Here is a 16,380-nt window from a genome sequence, read left to right as displayed (position 1 = left end):
ACTGCGCCAGGCGATTGCAAGGCGGTGTCCGTACAAGAGAACGCTCTAGCAATGAAGTTCATGTGACGACTGATTTCTACACCCTTGGTTGGGCAAGAGTACAAAAGTTTATGTGGCCCATTTTGACAAGGGCCTCAAGTTCTAGCGAAGGGCTGAATTAGTCAGCCTGCAACTCCGCTTTTTGGCGCTAAGGAACTGATGATTCTTATATCCGCAGTCTTTTCTTTCTGGTAGTCGATTCGCCAGCGCCATGACCTGATTTTAGAGTCCGTACTGGGGAGTGCGGGCTCTCTTCAACGCGCATATCAAGCCTCGCCGGTGCGGCTTTGCTCTCCGGCGCGCGTCTGGCTGCGCGTCTTCAACCACTAGTAGTCGCCGACAATGAATAGGGGAAGTTATGCAAAGCTCGCGTTATCAGAAAGGAGCGATATCCAATAGCCCTTTGACCAGTTTCAGCCGATTCTTCGGCCGCTGGACGCTTGGGGTGGTGGGCGGCTGTACGCTGCTGCTTGGCTGCAAGGCAGCCTTCGCCGAGGGCTTGGTTGACGACAGCAAACTGGTGCTGACGGTACGCAACTTCTACTTCAACAGTGACCGCGCCAACGGACGGGCGAACCAGGAAGACTGGACTCAGGGTTTCCTGCTGGACTATCAGTCAGGGTTCACGCCGGGCCCGGTGGGGGTCGGGGTCGATGCCTTCGGTTATCTGGGCCTCAAGCTCGATGCCAGCCCGGGGCGCCGTGGCACCGGTAACCTGCCCGTCCATGCCGGGAACGAGCCGGCTGACGAATATTCCCGTGCCGGCGCTGCGCTGAAGCTGCGTCTGGGCAATACCGTGGTGCGCTATGGGCAACAGGCGCCCTCGGCGCCGGTGTTCGCCATCAGCACCAGTCGCCTGCTGCCGCAGACCGCCACGGGTTGGAGCCTGCTCAGTAACGACGTGACGGATCTGTTGCTGGAGGCAGGGCATTTCACCTCTTCCACCGACCAGGTCAGCACCAACCGCAACGGGGATCTCTGGGCCGGATACGCACGGCAGCGCGCCGATCACATCGATTTCGCCGGTGGCAAGTACAGCCCGGTCAAAGGGGTCAGCCTGTCGCTCTATGCGGCGCAGCTGGATGACATCTGGAACCAGTACTACGGCAACCTGAATCTGGTGAAGGCGCTGTCTGCCACCCAGGCGCTGACCTTCGATGCGAATCTCTATCGCACGCGGGATACCGGAGCGGCCAAGGCGGGTCCCATCGACAATACCTCCTATAGCCTGGCCACCGCCTTCAGCCAGGGGCCGCACACCTTCACCCTGGGCTGGCAGCAGATCCATGGGGATACGCCGTTCGACTATGTGGCCCTGGGCGACAACGACCGCCTCGGCGGCGGTATCTTCCTGGCCAACGCCGTCATGCTCTCCGATTTCAATGCCCCGGGCGAACGCTCCTGGCAGGCGCGCTACGATCTCAACTTCAAGACGCTCGGCGTGCCCGGCCTCAGCCTCATGACCCGCTACCTTGAGGGCAGTGGTATCGATGGCCGTGATCTGCCGGCCAACAGTGCCTATCGCGGGCTCTATGGCGCCGACGACCACGAGCACGAAGTCGACCTGGAGGGTCGCTACGTGCTGCAGTCGGGCGTGGTCAAGGGGCTGTCGATCCGGGTCCGCCAGGCCTGGCACCGCGGCTCGCCGTCCACCGGCGGTTCGGTCAATCAGCTGCGGGTCATTCTCGACTATCCGCTGCAATTGCTCTGACGCTACCGTCCTCCAAATGGACGCCGCAACCGCTGGCAAGCGGTTCGCGGCCGTCCGTCGCCGCTGGCTTAAGGGGGCTCCGCTGCGCCGATATCCCTAATAGTCAATTTATCAGGGATGCCCACCCATGAGTCTTCGCAGCCTGAACGTCGCGCCCCGCGCCGTGCTGTTCTTTTCCGTGATCGTCCTGATCGTCTTCGCCCTCGGCGGCGTCGCCGTGGTGCAGATGGGCAGGCTGTACAATGCGGAACAGGAGGTGGAGACCAATTGGCTGCCGGGCAATCAGCTCGCGGCGAAGATGAACGGCGGATTGCTGCGGCTGCGCCTGGAAAGCCTCAGAGCCACCACCACGCCGGATCCGCAGCTGCGGGCCCAGACCGTCGCGGCCTTCCCCGGCTATCGCGAGGCCTTCTTCACCGCGGTAAAGGACTACGAAAGGACCGTGGCCGACGCGGAAGATCGCCAGCTGTACACCGCCGTGGTCAAGGGCGCCGAAAGCTACCGGACACTGCTGGATACCTTCGAGCCCAAGCTGCGCGCGGGTGACAACGAAGGCGCGATTGCCCTGATCAACACCTCGATCCGCCCCCTGACCAACGCCCTTGAAAAGGACATCGCCGCGCTGAATGCCTTCAACGAACGCGGAGCACAGGCGGCTGGGCAGGCAGCGGGCGCGACCTATGCCAATGGCCTTTTCTGGGTCTATGGACTCATAGGCCTGACCATCGTAGCGACGGTCGTGCTCGCGGCACTGTTGATCCGCAGCATCACCCTGCCGGTGGGCGAAGCCCTGCGCATCGCCCAGCGGATCGCGCGCAAGGACCTCACCGAGCGCATCACCGTGGTCGGCCGTGACGAGGCTGCGGGGATGTTGCAGGCGCTGGCCCAGATGCAGGGCAATCTGCGCGACACCGTTTCCCATATCGCCGACAGCTCGACCCAGCTGGCGTCCGCCGCGGAAGAAATGACCGCGGTGATCGATGAAGCCGGGCGCGGTTATGTGCGGCAGAACGACGAGGTCAATCAGGCTGCCAGCGCCGTGACCGAGATGAGTTCGGCGGTGGAGGAGGTCGCGCGCAACGCCGCCGATGCGGCCAGCACCTCGCTGCATACCCAGACCCTGACCAGCGATGGCCTGGACAAGGTCACCCGCACGGTCCAGTCGATCGAGGCACTGGCGCAGAACGTGGCCAGTACCAGCGAGCAGATCCAGGCCCTGTCCTCCCGTGCCCAGGACATCAACGCCGTGGTCGAAGTCATTCGCGGCATTGCCGAGCAGACCAACCTGCTGGCGCTGAACGCCGCCATCGAGGCGGCCCGGGCGGGCGAGCAGGGCCGTGGCTTCGCCGTGGTCGCCGACGAGGTACGGGCGCTGGCCCATCGTACCCAGCAGTCGACTCGCGAGATCGAGCAGATGATCGGCGCCATCCAGAGCGATTCGTCCCTGGCCGTGAAGGCCATGGCCGAGAGTCAGCAACTGGCGGGCGAGTCCACCTCGGTCGCCCAGCTGGCCAATGTGTCCTTGGAGCAGATCGCCGAATCCATCTCCCAGATCAACGACCGCAACGCGGTCATTGCCACCGCCGCCGAGGAGCAGGCCCAGGTGGCTCGGGAGATCGATCGCAACATCACCAGCATCCGCGACCTGGCGACCCAGAGCGCGACCGGAGCCACCCAGACCGCCAGCGCCAGCGCCGAGGTCTCCAAACTCGCCACCGGACTGAATCGCGTGGTGCGGGAATTCGCCGTCTGACCTGGCAAAGTCGCGCCCTTCCCGCCTAGCCCAGGCGGGAAGGGCGCGCAGCCTCCCGCTTTATCTTTGCCCCAGGTCAGCTGTGCTGCAATAGCCTGACTACTACCCGCCGCGCGGTACTCCTCCAAGCGGCGGCAGGGCCTCTGGCACGCCCGCTTGGCGCTGGCACCCCCGCCCGACTGTCTTTAGTATCCCGTTACATCGCCTCTGGCATCCGGTAGAGAACGAATCGGCGCTTGGCCTGCCTAAACAGTGTCCAATCAACCCGGAGTCCTACCATGAACGCGAAGAAAATCTCTGCCCTGATGTTTGCTGGTCTGATCGCCGCCAGTGGCGCTGCCTTCGCCACCGAAGGTGCAGGCAATCCGCCGAAGGCCAACAGCGCCGGTATGGGCACCCCGGCGGGTCAGAAGACCGGTGAAGGCGCAGGCGCCGCTACCGGTGCTGGCAAGACCACGCTCAACGATCAGGGCCAGAAGCAACAGCAGTAAGGTCGAAGGGTCGCTGGCACCGCCGGCGACCCTGAACCTGCGTCTAGAATGGAACTTTACAGGCCCCTTGTGTCCAAGGGAGCCGAGCGTGTGGGTACAGGGGTCAGATGGTGAGTGCGGAACAGAGCAAGGTTGTCCTGGTCGTCGAGGATGAGCCGCAGATTTTGATGATTCTGGCGGATTATCTTTCCGAACTGGGCTACACCGTCTTGCAAGCCCCCTCGTCGCTCGAAGCCTTCCGGATCCTGGCCGGGCGGCCACGGCTGGATCTGCTGATCACCGATTTTCGTCTGCCCGACGACGTGTCCGGCGTGATGATCGCCGAGCCGGCGCTCAAGCTGCGCCCCGACCTCAAGGTCCTCTTCATCAGCGGCTATCCCGCCGAAATCATCGACACCGGTTCGCCGTTGCTGGGCAAGGTCCCGCTGCTGACCAAGCCTTTCTCGCTCGAGCGTCTCCACCTCCAGGTGCAGAAGCTGCTCGGCGCCTGATCCTCGCTATAGCCACAGATCGTTTTCCTGCCTGGGCAGTCTATTGATCAGGTGCGACCAGTCCGGTCGCCTCAGGTTGGAGACATCGGCGTCCATGGCTATCAAGCATTTCGATCATCACGAAGCGATTTCGTCTGCCGTTCCGGCTGAACAGGGTTTTGAAGCGGTCATCGCCGTCAAGGCGCGGCGCGATGACGCCCGTCCGACCTTTCACAAGGTCGCTACCGAGCGGCATTTCGATCTGGCCTCGGAAGCGGAAGAAGCCGCTGATGCCGCGCTCAATCGGGTGACGGAAATCGGCGAGAACGATGAGCTTCTCTGGGACGAGCAGGCCGTCTGATGAAGAGAGACCAGGAGCAGGGCGAAGAACCTCGACAGACCCAGGAATCCACTCCGGAAGATCCGGAGCTGAGTCGTGAAGAAGAGGAGGATGTCGGCGAGAGTCAGCTGCCTCGCGCGGTGGTTCTCCACGAGATCATCCGCACCCAGGGTGATCATGAACTGGAGCGGACGATCGCGGCGTTGTTCTGGTCGGCACTAGCGGCCGGTTTGACCATGGGCCTGTCGTTGATGGCGATGGGATTGCTCAATGCCAACCTCCCCGAGGGTGGCTACAGCAAGGTTATTGCCAGCTTTGGCTATTCGGCCGGCTTTCTGGCGGTGATCCTGGCTCGTCAACAGCTGTTCACCGAAAACACGCTTACGGCAGTCCTGCCGGTGATGAGCGAACCAACGCTGCACAACTTTGGCCGTCTGGCCAGGCTGTGGAGCATCGTGTTGGTGGGCAACCTGATCGGTACCATCTTGGTGGCCTATGTGGTCCTCCACCTGCCGCTGTTCGACGCCAAGACCGACGCGAAATTTCTGGAAATCGGCACCCATGTCATGGAGAACGACGCCTCGGCGATGTTTGCCAAGGGCATAGTGTCGGGCTGGATGATCGCGACCATGGTCTGGATGTTGCCAGCAGCAGAAAACGCCAGGATCTGGATCATCGTGCTCATCACCTACCTGATGGCCCTGGGTGACTTCACCCACATCGTGGTGGGTAGCGTCGAGGTGGCCTATCTGGTCTTCGCAGGTGAGGCGAGCTGGAGCGATTTCCTGCTGACCTTTGCCGGGCCGACCCTGGCCGGCAACATCGTCGGCGGCAGCCTGATCTTCGCGCTGATCAGCCACGCCCAGGTACGCAGTGATACCTGAACGCAAAAGGGCCGGCAAATTGCCGGCCCTTCGCAGTGATCAGGCAGCTGCCGCGATTACTCGTCGTCGTTCAGCTGACCCATGGCGGTGGTGTTGAAGCCACCGTCGACGTAGAGGATCTCGCCACTGATGCCCGACGCCAGGTCGGAGCAGAGGAAGGCGCCGGCATTGCCGACTTCGTCGATGGTCACATTGCGACGCAGGGGCGTCTGACGCTCGTTTGCGGCTAGCATCTTGCGGAAGCTCTTGATGCCCGAGGCGGCCAGGGTGCGGATGGGACCGGCGGACACGGCGTTGACGCGGGTGCCTTCCGGGCCGAGGCTGCCGGCCAGGTAACGGACGCCGGCCTCGAGGCTGGCCTTGGCCATGCCCATGACGTTGTAGTTGGGCATGGTGCGCTCGGCGCCCAGGTAGGACAGGGTCAGCAGGCTGCCGTTACGGCCGCGCATCATCTCGCGACCGGCCTTGGCCAGGGCGACAAAGCTGTAGGCGCTGATGTCGTGGGCGATCTTGAAGCCGTCACGGGTGGTCACGGCGGTGAAGTCGCCGTCCAGCTGGTCGCCCGGGGCGAAGCCGACCGAGTGGACGATGCAGTCCAGACCATCCCACTTCTTCGCCAGCTCGGCGAACACGGCTTCGATCTGGGCGTCGTCGGCAACGTCGCAGGGGAAGCACAGCTCGGGATTGGAACCCCAGCCCGCGGCGAATTCTTCGACGCGACCCTTGAGCTTCTCGTTCTGGTAGGTGAAGGCCAGCTCGGCGCCTTCGCGGTGCATGGCCGCGGCGATGCCGGAGGCGATGGACAGCTTGCTGGCGACGCCGACGATGAGAACGCGCTTACCGGCGAGAAATCCCATGGTTTTTTCCTCTTCTGTGTTGATTCCCGGGCAGCAGCCTTGGGCTGAGGTCCGGGTTGGGCAGGGCTCTGCGCAGGTCAGAGCGAGATCTTGGCCTGACTCCGCTAGGGGTCAGGCACGGGTGGGGCGGTAAGGTAGCAGGTCGATACCCGGGACAAAAGCGCTGGTTGACCGCTGCGGTGAGCGGTCGCGCCTCAGTTGAGGAACAGCGTCAGGGTCTGACCGGGGGTCAGGGCGGAGGCGATGCGCGGATTCCAGTCCTGCAGCGCCTGCACGCCGATGTTGTAGCGCTTGGCGATCTGGTAGAGCGAATCGCCGGCCTTGACCCGGTAGTAGGTGGGCGCGGCCTTGGCGGTCTTGGTCGTCTTGGCGGCGGCCTGGGTGGTCTTGACGGTATAGGACGCCGGCATCGCCACGGCGGTGGCGGTGCTGCTGCCCGTGCCGTGCAGCTTCAGGGTCTCGCCGACCTTGAGGCCCCGCTTGCCGAGATCGTTCCAGCGCTTGAGGTCGGCCAGTTCCACCTCGTTGGCCCGGGCGATGGACCAGAGGCTGTCGCCGGTCCGCACCTTGTAGGTCCGCACCACGGGCTCTTCGGCCACGGCGATGGTTTCCAGCGGGGTGGTGGTCTTGCCGGTCTCGCGCCGCGGGATCATCAGTTCCCGGCCTGCGGACAGGCGGCTGCTGCTGCTGAGCTTGTTGAGGGCGGCGAGCTGCTCGACGCTCACGCGATTGCGCTTGGCCACGCTGCGCATGGTATCGCCGCGGCGCACCCGGTATTCCTGCCACTGCACCACGGCGTCGGGGGTGATGTTGGGCAGGGTCGCAACCAGGCGCTTGGCCTTTTCCGCCGGCACCAGCAGGTGCTTGGGGCCGTCCATGGTGACGCGCTGGGTGTAGGCGGGATTCAGGCGATAGAGTTCGTTGGCATCCAGGTCCGCAAGCTCGGCCACCCGGGCCAGGTCCAGGTGCTGCTTGATGTCCACCACTTCGAAGTAGGGCTCGTCCGGGATGGATTCCAGGGCCAGGCCGTAAGCGTCCGGGTTGCGCACGATCTGGGAGACGGCGAGCAGCTTGGGCACGTAGTCCTGGGTTTCCGGCGGCAGCGACGACAGATTCCAGTAGTCGGTGGGCAGGCCCAGCGACTGGTTGCGCTCGATGGCGCGGCTGACCGTGCCTTCGCCGGCGTTGTAGGCGGCCAGCGCCAGCAGCCAGTCGCCGCCGAACATGTCGTGCAGCTTGCTCAGGTAATCCAGGGCGGCATTGGTCGAGGCGGTGATGTCGCGGCGACCGTCATAGAAGCGGGTCTGGCGCAGATTGAAGTACTTCCCCGTAGTGGGGATGAACTGCCACAGCCCGGAGGCGGCGCTGCGTGAGAGGGCATTGGGGTTGAAGGAGCTTTCCACCACCGGCAGCAGGGCCAGTTCCAGCGGCATGTTGCGCTCTTCCAGGCGCTCGACGATGTAATGCAGATAGGGCGCACCACGACTGCAGGACTGCGCAAGGGCGGCTTCGTGGCTGGCGTACCAGAGGCGCTGGCGATCGATGCGCGGGTTGGTGCCGTTGTCGCCGGCGCCCTGCAACTGATAGCCGTCCCGTACCCGGTCCCAGATGTCGCCACTGGTCGCTGCCGCGGTCGGCGCCTTGCGCAGCCATTCCGGCGGGCGCTGGATCTTGCTGGGCGTCATGTGCAGATCGGCCTGGTAGGCACGATTATCGGGCTGCTGATTGCTCTGACAGCCGGCGAGGAAGACGGCGAGGCAGAGCGCCGAGACTTTGAAGGAGGTGGCCAGCACGTCTATTTCGCGGGTTTTCGGCGTCGCTGGCGGCATCGGTCTGGGCTTTCCGGGAGCTGAAGGATGGGCGATTCTAGGAACCGCATCCCGGGGGGTCAAGGAACAAGCCCTTGGCCTGTGACCTGTACGACGACCGAAAACCCTGGGTTTCAGCGCTCTGGCAGGATCTGGGCAATTGGTGTCAGAACGTGTCCTTCCAGCCGCGCAAGGCGGCGAAATAGGTATCCTCCGACGCCTCGGCCGGCACCCCGCGTTCTTCCTGCAGGCGTTGGCGCACGCTGCTTTCGCCGGTTCTCAGGAAGGGGTTGATCTGGCGTTCGCGGCCCAGGCTGGAGGGCAGGGTGGGGCGCTCGGCGTCCCTGAGTCGCCGGGTCTCGGCCAGGGCCTCCCGGACCGCGACATTGTCCGGCTCCACTGCCTCGGCGAAACGCAGGTTGTTCAGGGTGTATTCATGGCCACAGTAGATTTCGGTGGCGTCCGGCAACTCGGCCAGGCGCTGCAGCGAGCCGAGCATCTGGCTGGGCGTGCCTTCGAAGAGGCGGCCACAGCCGGCCGAGAAGAGGGTATCGCCGCTGAACAGCAGGGGCCGCTCGCCAGGGACATGGAAGGCGATATGGCCGGCGGTATGGCCAGGCACGCGCAGGACTTCGAAGCGCGTACCCAGCACCTCCAGTTGCTGGCCGTCGGTGAGCGGCAGATCGACCGCGGCGATGCGTTCGTCGGCTGGCGCGCTGACCCGGGCGCCGCTGCGCTGCTTGAGGGCGGCGATGCCACCGGTGTGGTCGTTATGATGGTGGGTGATCAGGATGTCGGAGAGGCGCCAGTCCGGATGGGCGTCGAGCCAGGCCAGGACGGGGGCGGCATCGCCGGGATCGACCACGACCGCCTGTCTTGTCGCGGCGTCCTTGATCAGCCAGATGTAGTTATCGTTGAAAGCGGGCAACGGAAGGATGTCGAACATGGATGGGCTCTCTGGTCGGACGGCTGGCCCCTAGCGTAGCAGTCGGTGGAAGGGCTTAGGCTTCAGTATGAGAGGACCAGACGATGCACGATGAATTCTCCGCCCAGGTCGATCCGCGCTGGCTGAAATTGATGAGCTCGGCACGGGAATGGCTGGCCGGCCCGCTGGGCCAGTTGCTGCTGGAGCAGGAGCGGGTGCTGATCGATGAAGAGCTCAAGCGTCACTTCGGCAGCTATCTGATCCATTACGGTCCGCACCCCGAGGCGCCGGCCAATTGCGGCCAGCTCCGCCATGCGGTGCGCATCGGTCCGCCGCTGGGGGATGTCGACATCGTCTGCGAGGAGGGCGCCTGGCCGCTGGGTGAGCACGCCGCCGACGTGGTCCTCCTGCAACACGGTCTGGACTTCTCCCTGGCGCCCCATCGGCTGTTGCGCGAAGCGGCTCTGAGCGTGCGCCCGGGCGGGCATCTGGTGGTGGTGGGCATCAATCCCTGGAGCCTCTGGGGCATGCGCCATTACCTGGCCCGGGATGCCCTGCGCAAGGCCCGTTGCTTTGGCCCCAGCCGGGTCGGCGACTGGCTCTCGGTACTGGGCTTCGCGCTGGAGAAACGTCGCTTCGGGTGTTATCGTCCGCCGCTTTCATCCCCCAAGTGGCAGCAGCGGCTGGCCTGGATGGAGCAGGGTGAGGCCGAACCCAACTGCGAACAGGCGGCGGGGGCGGGCTTCTATCTGCTGTCGGCGCGCAAGCTGATGTTCGGCCTGCGCCCCGTGCCCCAGGCGCGCAAGGAACCGCGTGGCAAGCTGGTGCCCATGCCGGTGGCCAAGATCAGCCGCCGCGAATCGAGTGAATCCAATGAGTGACGACATCGTCGAGGTCTTTACCGACGGCGCCTGCAAGGGCAATCCCGGCCCGGGCGGCTGGGGTGCCTTGCTGAAATTCAAGGGTGCGGAGCGCGAGCTCTGGGGTGGCGAAGCCAACACCACCAACAACCGCATGGAGCTGATGGCGGCCATCCAGGCGCTGGCGGCGCTCAAGCGCCCCTGCCAGATCCGCCTGACCACCGACTCCGAGTACGTGATGAAGGGCATCACCCAGTGGCTGGTGAACTGGAAGAAGCGCGGCTGGCAGACCGCCGCGCGCCAGCCGGTGAAGAATGCCGAATTGTGGCAGGCCCTGGACGAGCAGGTTCAGCGCCATCAGGTCGAGTGGCGCTGGGTGCGCGGTCACACCGGCCATCCCGAGAACGAGCGGGCCGACCAGTTGGCCAACCGCGGTGTCGATGAAGTCCGGCAGGCCAAGCAGGCCGCCAAGGCGTAACCAGCCAAGAGGTTAGCGATGAGATACGTAGTTCTGGATACCGAAACCACCGGCATGCCGGTGACCGATGGCCATCGAATCATCGAGATCGGTGGGGTGGAGGTCATTGGCCGGCGGCTGACCGGGCGGCACTTCCATGTCTATCTCAATCCGGATCGGCAGATCGACGAAGGCGCCATCGCGGTCCACGGCATCACCGATGAATACGTGGCCGACAAGCCGCGCTTCGCCGAGATCGCCGACAGCTTTTTCGAATTCATCGAAGGCGCCGAACTGGTCATCCACAACGCACCCTTCGACGTGGGCTTCATCAACATGGAGTTCGCCCGGCTGGGCGCCCATCCCGAGCGGGCCGACATCACCCAGCACTGCTCGGTGCTCGACACCCTGGTCATGGCCCGCGGTCGGCATCCCGGGCAGCGCAACAGCCTGGATGCGCTCTGCAAGCGCTATGGCGTAGACAACTCCAACCGCGAGCTGCACGGCGCCCTGCTGGACGCCGAGATCCTCGCCGACGTCTACCTGGCCATGACCGGTGGCCAGACCAGCCTGTCCCTGGCCGCGCACGGCCAGGAAGGCAATGGCGATGGCAACTACGTCATGCCGATCCGGCGGCTGCCGGCCGATCGCCAGCGCACGCGCGTGATCAACGCCAGCAGCGCCGATCTCGATGCCCATGCGGCGCGCATGGCGGCCATCGAGAAGAGCTGTGGCCGGACCCCGCTCTGGCTGGCGGGCGCCGGAGCCGAATAACGCCTTCCTCCCTTCTCCCCAGCGCCCGGTCAGTGCCTGACCGGGCGTTCGCGTTCGTCCGAATAAGCTGAAAGACCTCACAATTTTCAGCTATTGTTCAACTAAGATGCTGCAGGCTGGTCATTTGAGCCCGCATGAAGCCTCGAATTTCGAATTGCGCGGAACTTTCTTGGTTCCTGAAAATCATATGACGATTCGGAATTATCGCTTCGCTTTTGTGGATTTACAGGTCTAGCGTTCCAGAGCAAGGTTCCCTGGCGTGGCGTGAGGTCGAATCCCCGTCCGCCTGGAATGATTAGTGTGGCCCGGTCAGGAAGACGCAGGTACCTAGGCTCCAGTTGGAATAGCAAGCCTTTCTTCCCGTTTTAAAATGGCGTTGGCGAGGTTGTAATGGCGCAGGAGGCGTAAGGCACTATGGTGACCGGAGCAAGAGCTTTGAGCTTGGTCCGCGAACAGCTGTTCGCGACCATAGAGGAAGCTGAATCCCATCTTGAACGATTCATCGTCGAGCGGCACTGCAGCAGCCTGTTGCAGCGCGCGGTCGAGAGTATCGGCCAGATTCGCGGCGCCCTGACGCTGATCGAGCTGGCAGGCGCCCAGTTGCTCGCCCATCAGACGCTGCAGATTGCCAACGACATCCCGGCCGGCGCCGGTCCCGAGCATGACGAGCACCTCATGGCGATCTGCCGTGGGCTGCACGTCCTGCGCCGCTATCTCGAACAGCTGCGCAGCGGCCAGGACGAGATGCCCGAATTGCTGCTGCCGGCGATCAATGCCCTGCGCCTGGCGGGCGGCGAACCCGAACTCCCGGAAAGCTATTTCTTCAGTGTCCGCCTCGACCAGCGCCCGCTGATCAGCGCCACCACGCGCCTTGGCCTGCGCGAGCGTCAGGCCCAGGCACGCCGGATGCGCCAGATGTACCAGGTCGGCCTGCTGGGCTTCCTGCGCGACGTCAATGGCGTAGCCAGTCTGCGCCTAATGGCGCGGGCGCTGGAGCGCTCCGCGGCGCTGCTGCACGATCAGGTCGGCGGCTACCTGCCCTGGGTCGCCGCGGCTACCGTCGAGGGCTTCGCCCAGGGTCGCCTGACCGCCACCCGTGAACGCAAGCAGCTGTTCGCCCGGGTCGATCGCGAATTGCGCCAGATGCTGGGTAACGAATTGCACGAGCCCGCGCGCAGCACTCTCAAGGAGTTGCTGTATCTGCTGGCGCTGGCCGGTGTCGAGGGCGCCCATCCACAGGAAGTCATGAATGCCTACGGTTTCGAGCGACTCGGTTTCACCGACGCCCAGCTCGAAGCCGGCAAGAAGCGTCTCGCCGGTCCGGGCCATGCCGTGATGCATTCGCTGTCGGCCGCCATCCGCGAAGAGCTGGAGACGGTCAAGGACCTGATAGATCTCATTGAAACCGAGTTGCGCAACGGCGCCGAGCAGAATCGGCTGCCACGCTCCGACAACTTCTCCCGGCTGTATGTCCAGGTCGGCCTGCTCGGCAAGACGCTGGAGATGGTTGGCCAGGAGAATGCCGGCCAGGTCCTGCAGCAGTGCCTGCCGAACATGTCCCAGTTCCGCGACAAGTCCCTGGTGCTGGACGATCTCGCGCCCCTGGCCGATGCCCTGCTGCTGGTGGAAAGTCTGCTGGGCCAGCCCGAAGGGCAGGGCTCGCTGATCGACGTGCCGCTGGAAGCCGATGGCGTCCAGGTCAGTGTCGCCAATTACCAGCTGGGCGAAGCCCAGGCGCTGTTGCATCGGGAAGCCTACAAGGGCCTGACCGACGCCAAGCGCGCCATCGGTGCCTTCCTCGATTCGCGGGGCGACGCCCTGCACCTGGCCACCGTGCCCGCGCTGCTGGATACCGTCCGCGGGGCGTTGTTCTTCCTGGGCAATCCCCGGGCGGCCGAGCTGGTGCGTGCCTGCACCGGTTACATCCAGCGCTGCCTGATCGAAGGCGGCCAGGCCTGTGAGCCGGCGACCCTCGAGGTGCTGGCGGATGCCCTCAGCAGCATCGAATTCTTTGTCGAAAGCGGTGGCACCGAGAGTCAGGACGGTACCCCGGAAATCCTCGATATCGCCGCGCAAAGCATTCGCGCCCTGGGCTGGACCTCGGCTGCGGCATGAGTGTCTGGCAGCCCGGCTGGTTCCAGACTGCCCAATCCTCTGGCGGTTGGCTGGTCGTCCATAGCGGCCAGGCGTTTCTGACCTCGGGGGCGGACGTGCTCTTCGCCAGCGACGATCCGCGGGTGCAGGGATTCGAAGGAGAGCGCCACGGCCTCGGCCAGTGGCAGGCCCAGCCGGTCACCCTGCTCGAACTGGATACCCCGCCGGACATCGAAGGCTGCGTCTGGCAACCCTTGCGGCCGCTGATGCTGCAATCGCCCCATGCGCTGTTCAAGTTGCTGGGCTATGCCAATCAGATCGGGACCTGGGCACGCCAGCATCGCTTCTGCGGACAGTGCGGTACCCGCACCTTCGCCCTCGATGGCCAGCGCGGCCTCAAATGCCCGAATTGCCAGCTCACCCAGTATCCGCGCCTGTCGCCGAGCATGATCGCCCTGGTCACGCGCGGCGACGAGGTACTACTGGCGCGGTCGCCCCGTTTCGCGCCCGGGGTCTTCAGCACCCTGGCCGGCTTCGTCGAGCCGGGCGAGTCGGCGGAGGCCTGCGTGCACCGGGAGATCATGGAAGAGGTGGGCGTTTCGGTCACCAACCTGCGCTACCAGGGCAGCCAGAACTGGCCCTATCCGCATTCCCTGATGCTGGGCTATCACGTCGATTACCTGAGCGGCGACATCCGGTGCCAACCGGATGAAATCGAAGATGCCCGCTGGTTCCACCTGCGCGAGTTGCCGACGCTGCCGCCGGCCTTTTCCATCTCGCGCTTTCTGATCGATCGCTATCGGGTCGAGCGCCTAGGCGGCGCTGAACCAGTGCTGCCAGATTAGCTTGACGGTCAGCGCCAGCACGACGCAGATGAACACCGGGCGGATGAACTTGGCGCCACCGGCGATGGCGCTGCGCGCGCCCAGGTAGGCCCCGAGGGTCAGCGACAGACCCATGGTCAGCCCCAGCACCCAGAGCACCTGTCCCAGGGCGATGAACATCACCAGGGCGACCCCGTTGCTGACGAAATTCATGGTGCGCGCCACGCCGCTGGCCTTGAGCAGATCCAGGGGATAGAGCAGCAGGCTGCTGACCGTCCAGAAGGCGCCCGTACCAGGCCCGAACAGGCCGTCGTAGGCACCCAGCGTCAGGCCCTGGGGCCATTGGCGCCGTTGCGGCACGGGCGCATCGCTGAGCACCGGTGCCTTGGGCGTGCCGCCGAACAGCAGATAGAGGGCGCAGCTGAACACCACGACCGGCAGCAGCTGATTGAGGAAGTCCGCGGAGAGATTGTGGGCCACCAGGGCGCCGATCCCCGCACCGAGGGCGGTAGCCAGCAGCGCATGCCGCCACTGACGGGGATGGAACAGCTTGCGGCGGTAGAAGGTGTAGGCGGCGGTAGCGCTGCCAAAGGTCGAGCTGAGCTTGTTGGTGCCGATCGCCAGATGGGGCGGCACGCCGGCCATCAGCAGCGCCGGCACCGTGAGCAGGCCGCCCCCGCCGGCGATGGCGTCGATGTAACCGGCGAGGAAGGCGACCCCGGCGAGCAGCGTCAGGGTCATGGGGTCCAGGGCGAATTCGAGCATGAGGGTAGGGCGCCAGGTGGAACGGGGGCGCCATCATGCATCAGACGCGCAGCCGTCACCACCTGCGGGCGACCTCGATCAATCCAGGGCGGGGAAGGGCAATCCAACGTAGTTTTCCGCGAGAGTGGTGCGACCCGCTCTGGAATCGAGCAGCGCCTGGAGTTCTGCGTCCTGCACCCGCTGGGTGAAGGCATCGGTATCCGGAAAACGGTGCAGGGCGGTGGTCATCCACCAGGAGAAGCGCACTGCCGCCCAGATCCGCTTCAGGCAGAGCGCCGAGTAGCGTTCGAGGCAGCTGGCGTCGCCGCTGCGATAGGCGCGTTCCAGCAGCAGGTGCAGATTGCGCACGTCGCCCAGGGCCAGGTTGAGTCCCTTGGCGCCGGTGGGCGGGACGATATGGGCGGCATCGCCGACCAGGAATAGCCGGCCGTACTGCATAGGTTCGACCACATAGCTGCGCAGCGGGGCGATGCTCTTTTCCAGCGAGGGACCGGTCACCAGCTGGGCCGCCGTCTCGGCCGGCAGGCGCGCCTTGAGTTCCGCCCAGAAACGCTCGTCCGACCAGTTCTCCACCGCGTCCCCGGCTTCCACCTGCAGGTAGTAACGACTGCGGGTCGCGGACCTCATGCTGCATAGCGCGAAGCCACGCGGGTGATTGACATAGATGAGTTCCTCGGCGGCAGGCGGGGTGTCGCTCAGCAAGCCCAGCCAGCCGAAGGGATAGACCCGCTCGTATTCGGTGAGCACGCCGTCCGGGATGCTGCGGCGCGAAACGCCATGGAAGCCGTCGCAGCCGGCGATGTAATCGCAGTCGATGCGCAGCGTCTCACCGGCGACCTGGCAGGTGACATGAGGGCGCTCGCCCTTGAGTTCGTAGGGCTGGACCTCGCTGGCCTGGTAAAAGGTAGGGGCGCCACTGGCCTGGCGAGCGGCCATCAGGTCGCGGGTCACCTCGGTCTGGCCATAGACGGTGACGCAGCGTCCGCCCAGCAGATCGTTCAGGTCCAGTCGCTCGCGCTGGCCGTGGATGGCGAACTCCACACCTTCATGCACCTGGCCTTCCTGTTCCAGCCGCCCGGCGACGCCGGCCTGGCGCAGCAGATCGACCGTGCCCTGTTCGAGCACGCCGGCACGGATGCGGCTGAGTACGTGGTCGGCGCTCTGGCGCTCGACGATGACGTTGTCGATACCCGAGCGGGTGAGCAGCTGGCCCAGCAGCAGTCCGGAAGGGCCCGCGCCGATGATGACGACTTGGGTGCGCATGGAGTCTGTCCTCTTGTCTGGCGTGATCGCCGTTTATTATGGGGCTCCGGTATTTTTGGACGGTT

The 16,380-nt window shown here is 64.8% G+C and carries 16 protein-coding genes and 1 pseudogene; 12 read left to right on the top strand and 5 right to left on the bottom strand.

The features are described from left to right. Positions 1–442: 442 nt before the first annotated feature. From PSK12I2_RS0117435 to PSK12I2_RS0117410, 7 genes and pseudogenes are all read left to right on the top strand, one after another. A complete protein-coding gene (locus tag PSK12I2_RS0117435; RefSeq protein WP_256203994.1) occupies positions 443–1,750 on the top strand; it encodes an OprD family porin in 1,308 nt (435 codons plus the stop codon). A 127-nt stretch (positions 1,751–1,877) separates the two neighbouring features. Beyond that, positions 1,878–2,648 (top strand): annotated as a pseudogene (locus PSK12I2_RS25605) (MCP four helix bundle domain-containing protein); the annotation flags it as partial. Then, entirely contained in the window at positions 2,640–3,503 is an 864-nt protein-coding gene (locus tag PSK12I2_RS25600; protein WP_371100805.1) for a methyl-accepting chemotaxis protein, read from the top strand. The pseudogene PSK12I2_RS25605 and the gene PSK12I2_RS25600, both read left to right, overlap by 9 nt. A gap of 278 nt (positions 3,504–3,781) precedes the next feature. Next, positions 3,782–3,994 carry a hypothetical protein gene (locus PSK12I2_RS0117425; RefSeq protein WP_037007817.1) on the top strand — a complete coding sequence of 71 codons (213 nt, stop codon included), beginning with the start codon at positions 3,782–3,784 and terminating at the stop codon, positions 3,992–3,994. Between the two features lie 107 nt (positions 3,995–4,101). After that, positions 4,102–4,485, top strand: coding sequence for a response regulator (locus PSK12I2_RS0117420; protein ID WP_085982650.1), 384 nt, complete (start codon positions 4,102–4,104; stop codon positions 4,483–4,485). A 94-nt stretch (positions 4,486–4,579) separates the two neighbouring features. Beyond that, entirely contained in the window at positions 4,580–4,825 is a 246-nt protein-coding gene (locus PSK12I2_RS0117415; RefSeq protein WP_027599369.1) for a hypothetical protein, read from the top strand. Beyond that, positions 4,825–5,688, top strand: a complete 864-nt coding sequence (locus tag PSK12I2_RS0117410) for a formate/nitrite transporter family protein (protein ID WP_037007038.1) — start codon at positions 4,825–4,827, stop codon at positions 5,686–5,688. Before PSK12I2_RS0117415 ends, PSK12I2_RS0117410 begins: the two co-directional genes overlap by 1 nt. A gap of 56 nt (positions 5,689–5,744) precedes the next feature. Here the strand turns inward: PSK12I2_RS0117410 and fabI are convergent, their stop codons facing one another. From fabI to gloB, 3 genes are all read right to left on the bottom strand, one after another. Further along, positions 5,745–6,545, bottom strand: coding sequence for an enoyl-ACP reductase FabI (fabI, locus tag PSK12I2_RS0117405; protein WP_027599367.1), 801 nt, complete (start codon positions 6,543–6,545; stop codon positions 5,745–5,747). 194 nt (positions 6,546–6,739) lie between these two features. After that, the gene (locus tag PSK12I2_RS0117400; protein WP_027599366.1) at positions 6,740–8,374 is read right to left on the bottom strand and encodes a lytic transglycosylase domain-containing protein; all 1,635 of its coding nucleotides are present in this window, start codon (positions 8,372–8,374) and stop codon (positions 6,740–6,742) included. A 145-nt stretch (positions 8,375–8,519) separates the two neighbouring features. Next, positions 8,520–9,299 (bottom strand): hydroxyacylglutathione hydrolase, encoded by a 780-nt coding sequence (gene gloB / locus PSK12I2_RS0117395; RefSeq protein WP_027599365.1) that lies wholly within the window; start codon positions 9,297–9,299, stop codon positions 8,520–8,522. Between the two features lie 83 nt (positions 9,300–9,382). Here gloB and PSK12I2_RS0117390 point away from each other — a divergent pair, with 83 nt between their 5' ends. The 5 genes from PSK12I2_RS0117390 (at position 9,383) to nudC (ending at position 14,308) form a co-directional block, all read left to right on the top strand. After that, complete coding sequence (locus tag PSK12I2_RS0117390; protein ID WP_007161712.1) at positions 9,383–10,159, top strand: methyltransferase domain-containing protein; 777 nt, start codon at positions 9,383–9,385, stop codon at positions 10,157–10,159. Then, complete coding sequence (rnhA, locus tag PSK12I2_RS0117385) at positions 10,152–10,616, top strand: ribonuclease HI (protein WP_007161713.1); 465 nt, start codon at positions 10,152–10,154, stop codon at positions 10,614–10,616. Before PSK12I2_RS0117390 ends, rnhA begins: the two co-directional genes overlap by 8 nt. 18 nt (positions 10,617–10,634) lie before the next feature. Then, positions 10,635–11,369, top strand: coding sequence for a DNA polymerase III subunit epsilon (gene dnaQ, locus PSK12I2_RS0117380; RefSeq protein WP_027599364.1), 735 nt, complete (start codon positions 10,635–10,637; stop codon positions 11,367–11,369). Between the two features lie 414 nt (positions 11,370–11,783). Then, on the top strand, positions 11,784–13,484 hold the full coding sequence (locus PSK12I2_RS0117375; protein WP_027599363.1) for a hypothetical protein: 1,701 nt from the start codon (positions 11,784–11,786) through the stop codon (positions 13,482–13,484). Continuing rightward, positions 13,481–14,308, top strand: a complete 828-nt coding sequence (nudC, locus tag PSK12I2_RS0117370) for an NAD(+) diphosphatase (protein WP_027599362.1) — start codon at positions 13,481–13,483, stop codon at positions 14,306–14,308. The genes PSK12I2_RS0117375 and nudC overlap by 4 nt, the downstream gene beginning before the upstream one ends. Here nudC and PSK12I2_RS0117365 read toward each other — a convergent pair. Next, on the bottom strand, positions 14,276–15,052 hold the full coding sequence (locus tag PSK12I2_RS0117365) for a TSUP family transporter (RefSeq protein ID WP_027599361.1): 777 nt from the start codon (positions 15,050–15,052) through the stop codon (positions 14,276–14,278). The genes nudC and PSK12I2_RS0117365 overlap by 33 nt on opposite strands. Positions 15,053–15,130: 78 nt before the next feature. Next, positions 15,131–16,315 (bottom strand): 4-hydroxybenzoate 3-monooxygenase, encoded by a 1,185-nt coding sequence (gene pobA / locus PSK12I2_RS0117360; RefSeq protein ID WP_027599360.1) that lies wholly within the window; start codon positions 16,313–16,315, stop codon positions 15,131–15,133. Positions 16,316–16,380: the final 65 nt, after the last annotated feature.

The organism is Pseudomonas sp. MOIL14HWK12:I2 (assembly GCF_000510745.1).
GTDB classification, from domain to species: domain Bacteria; phylum Pseudomonadota; class Gammaproteobacteria; order Pseudomonadales; family Pseudomonadaceae; genus Chryseomonas; species Chryseomonas oryzihabitans.
This window is presented reverse-complemented; position numbering and strand designations above follow the sequence as displayed.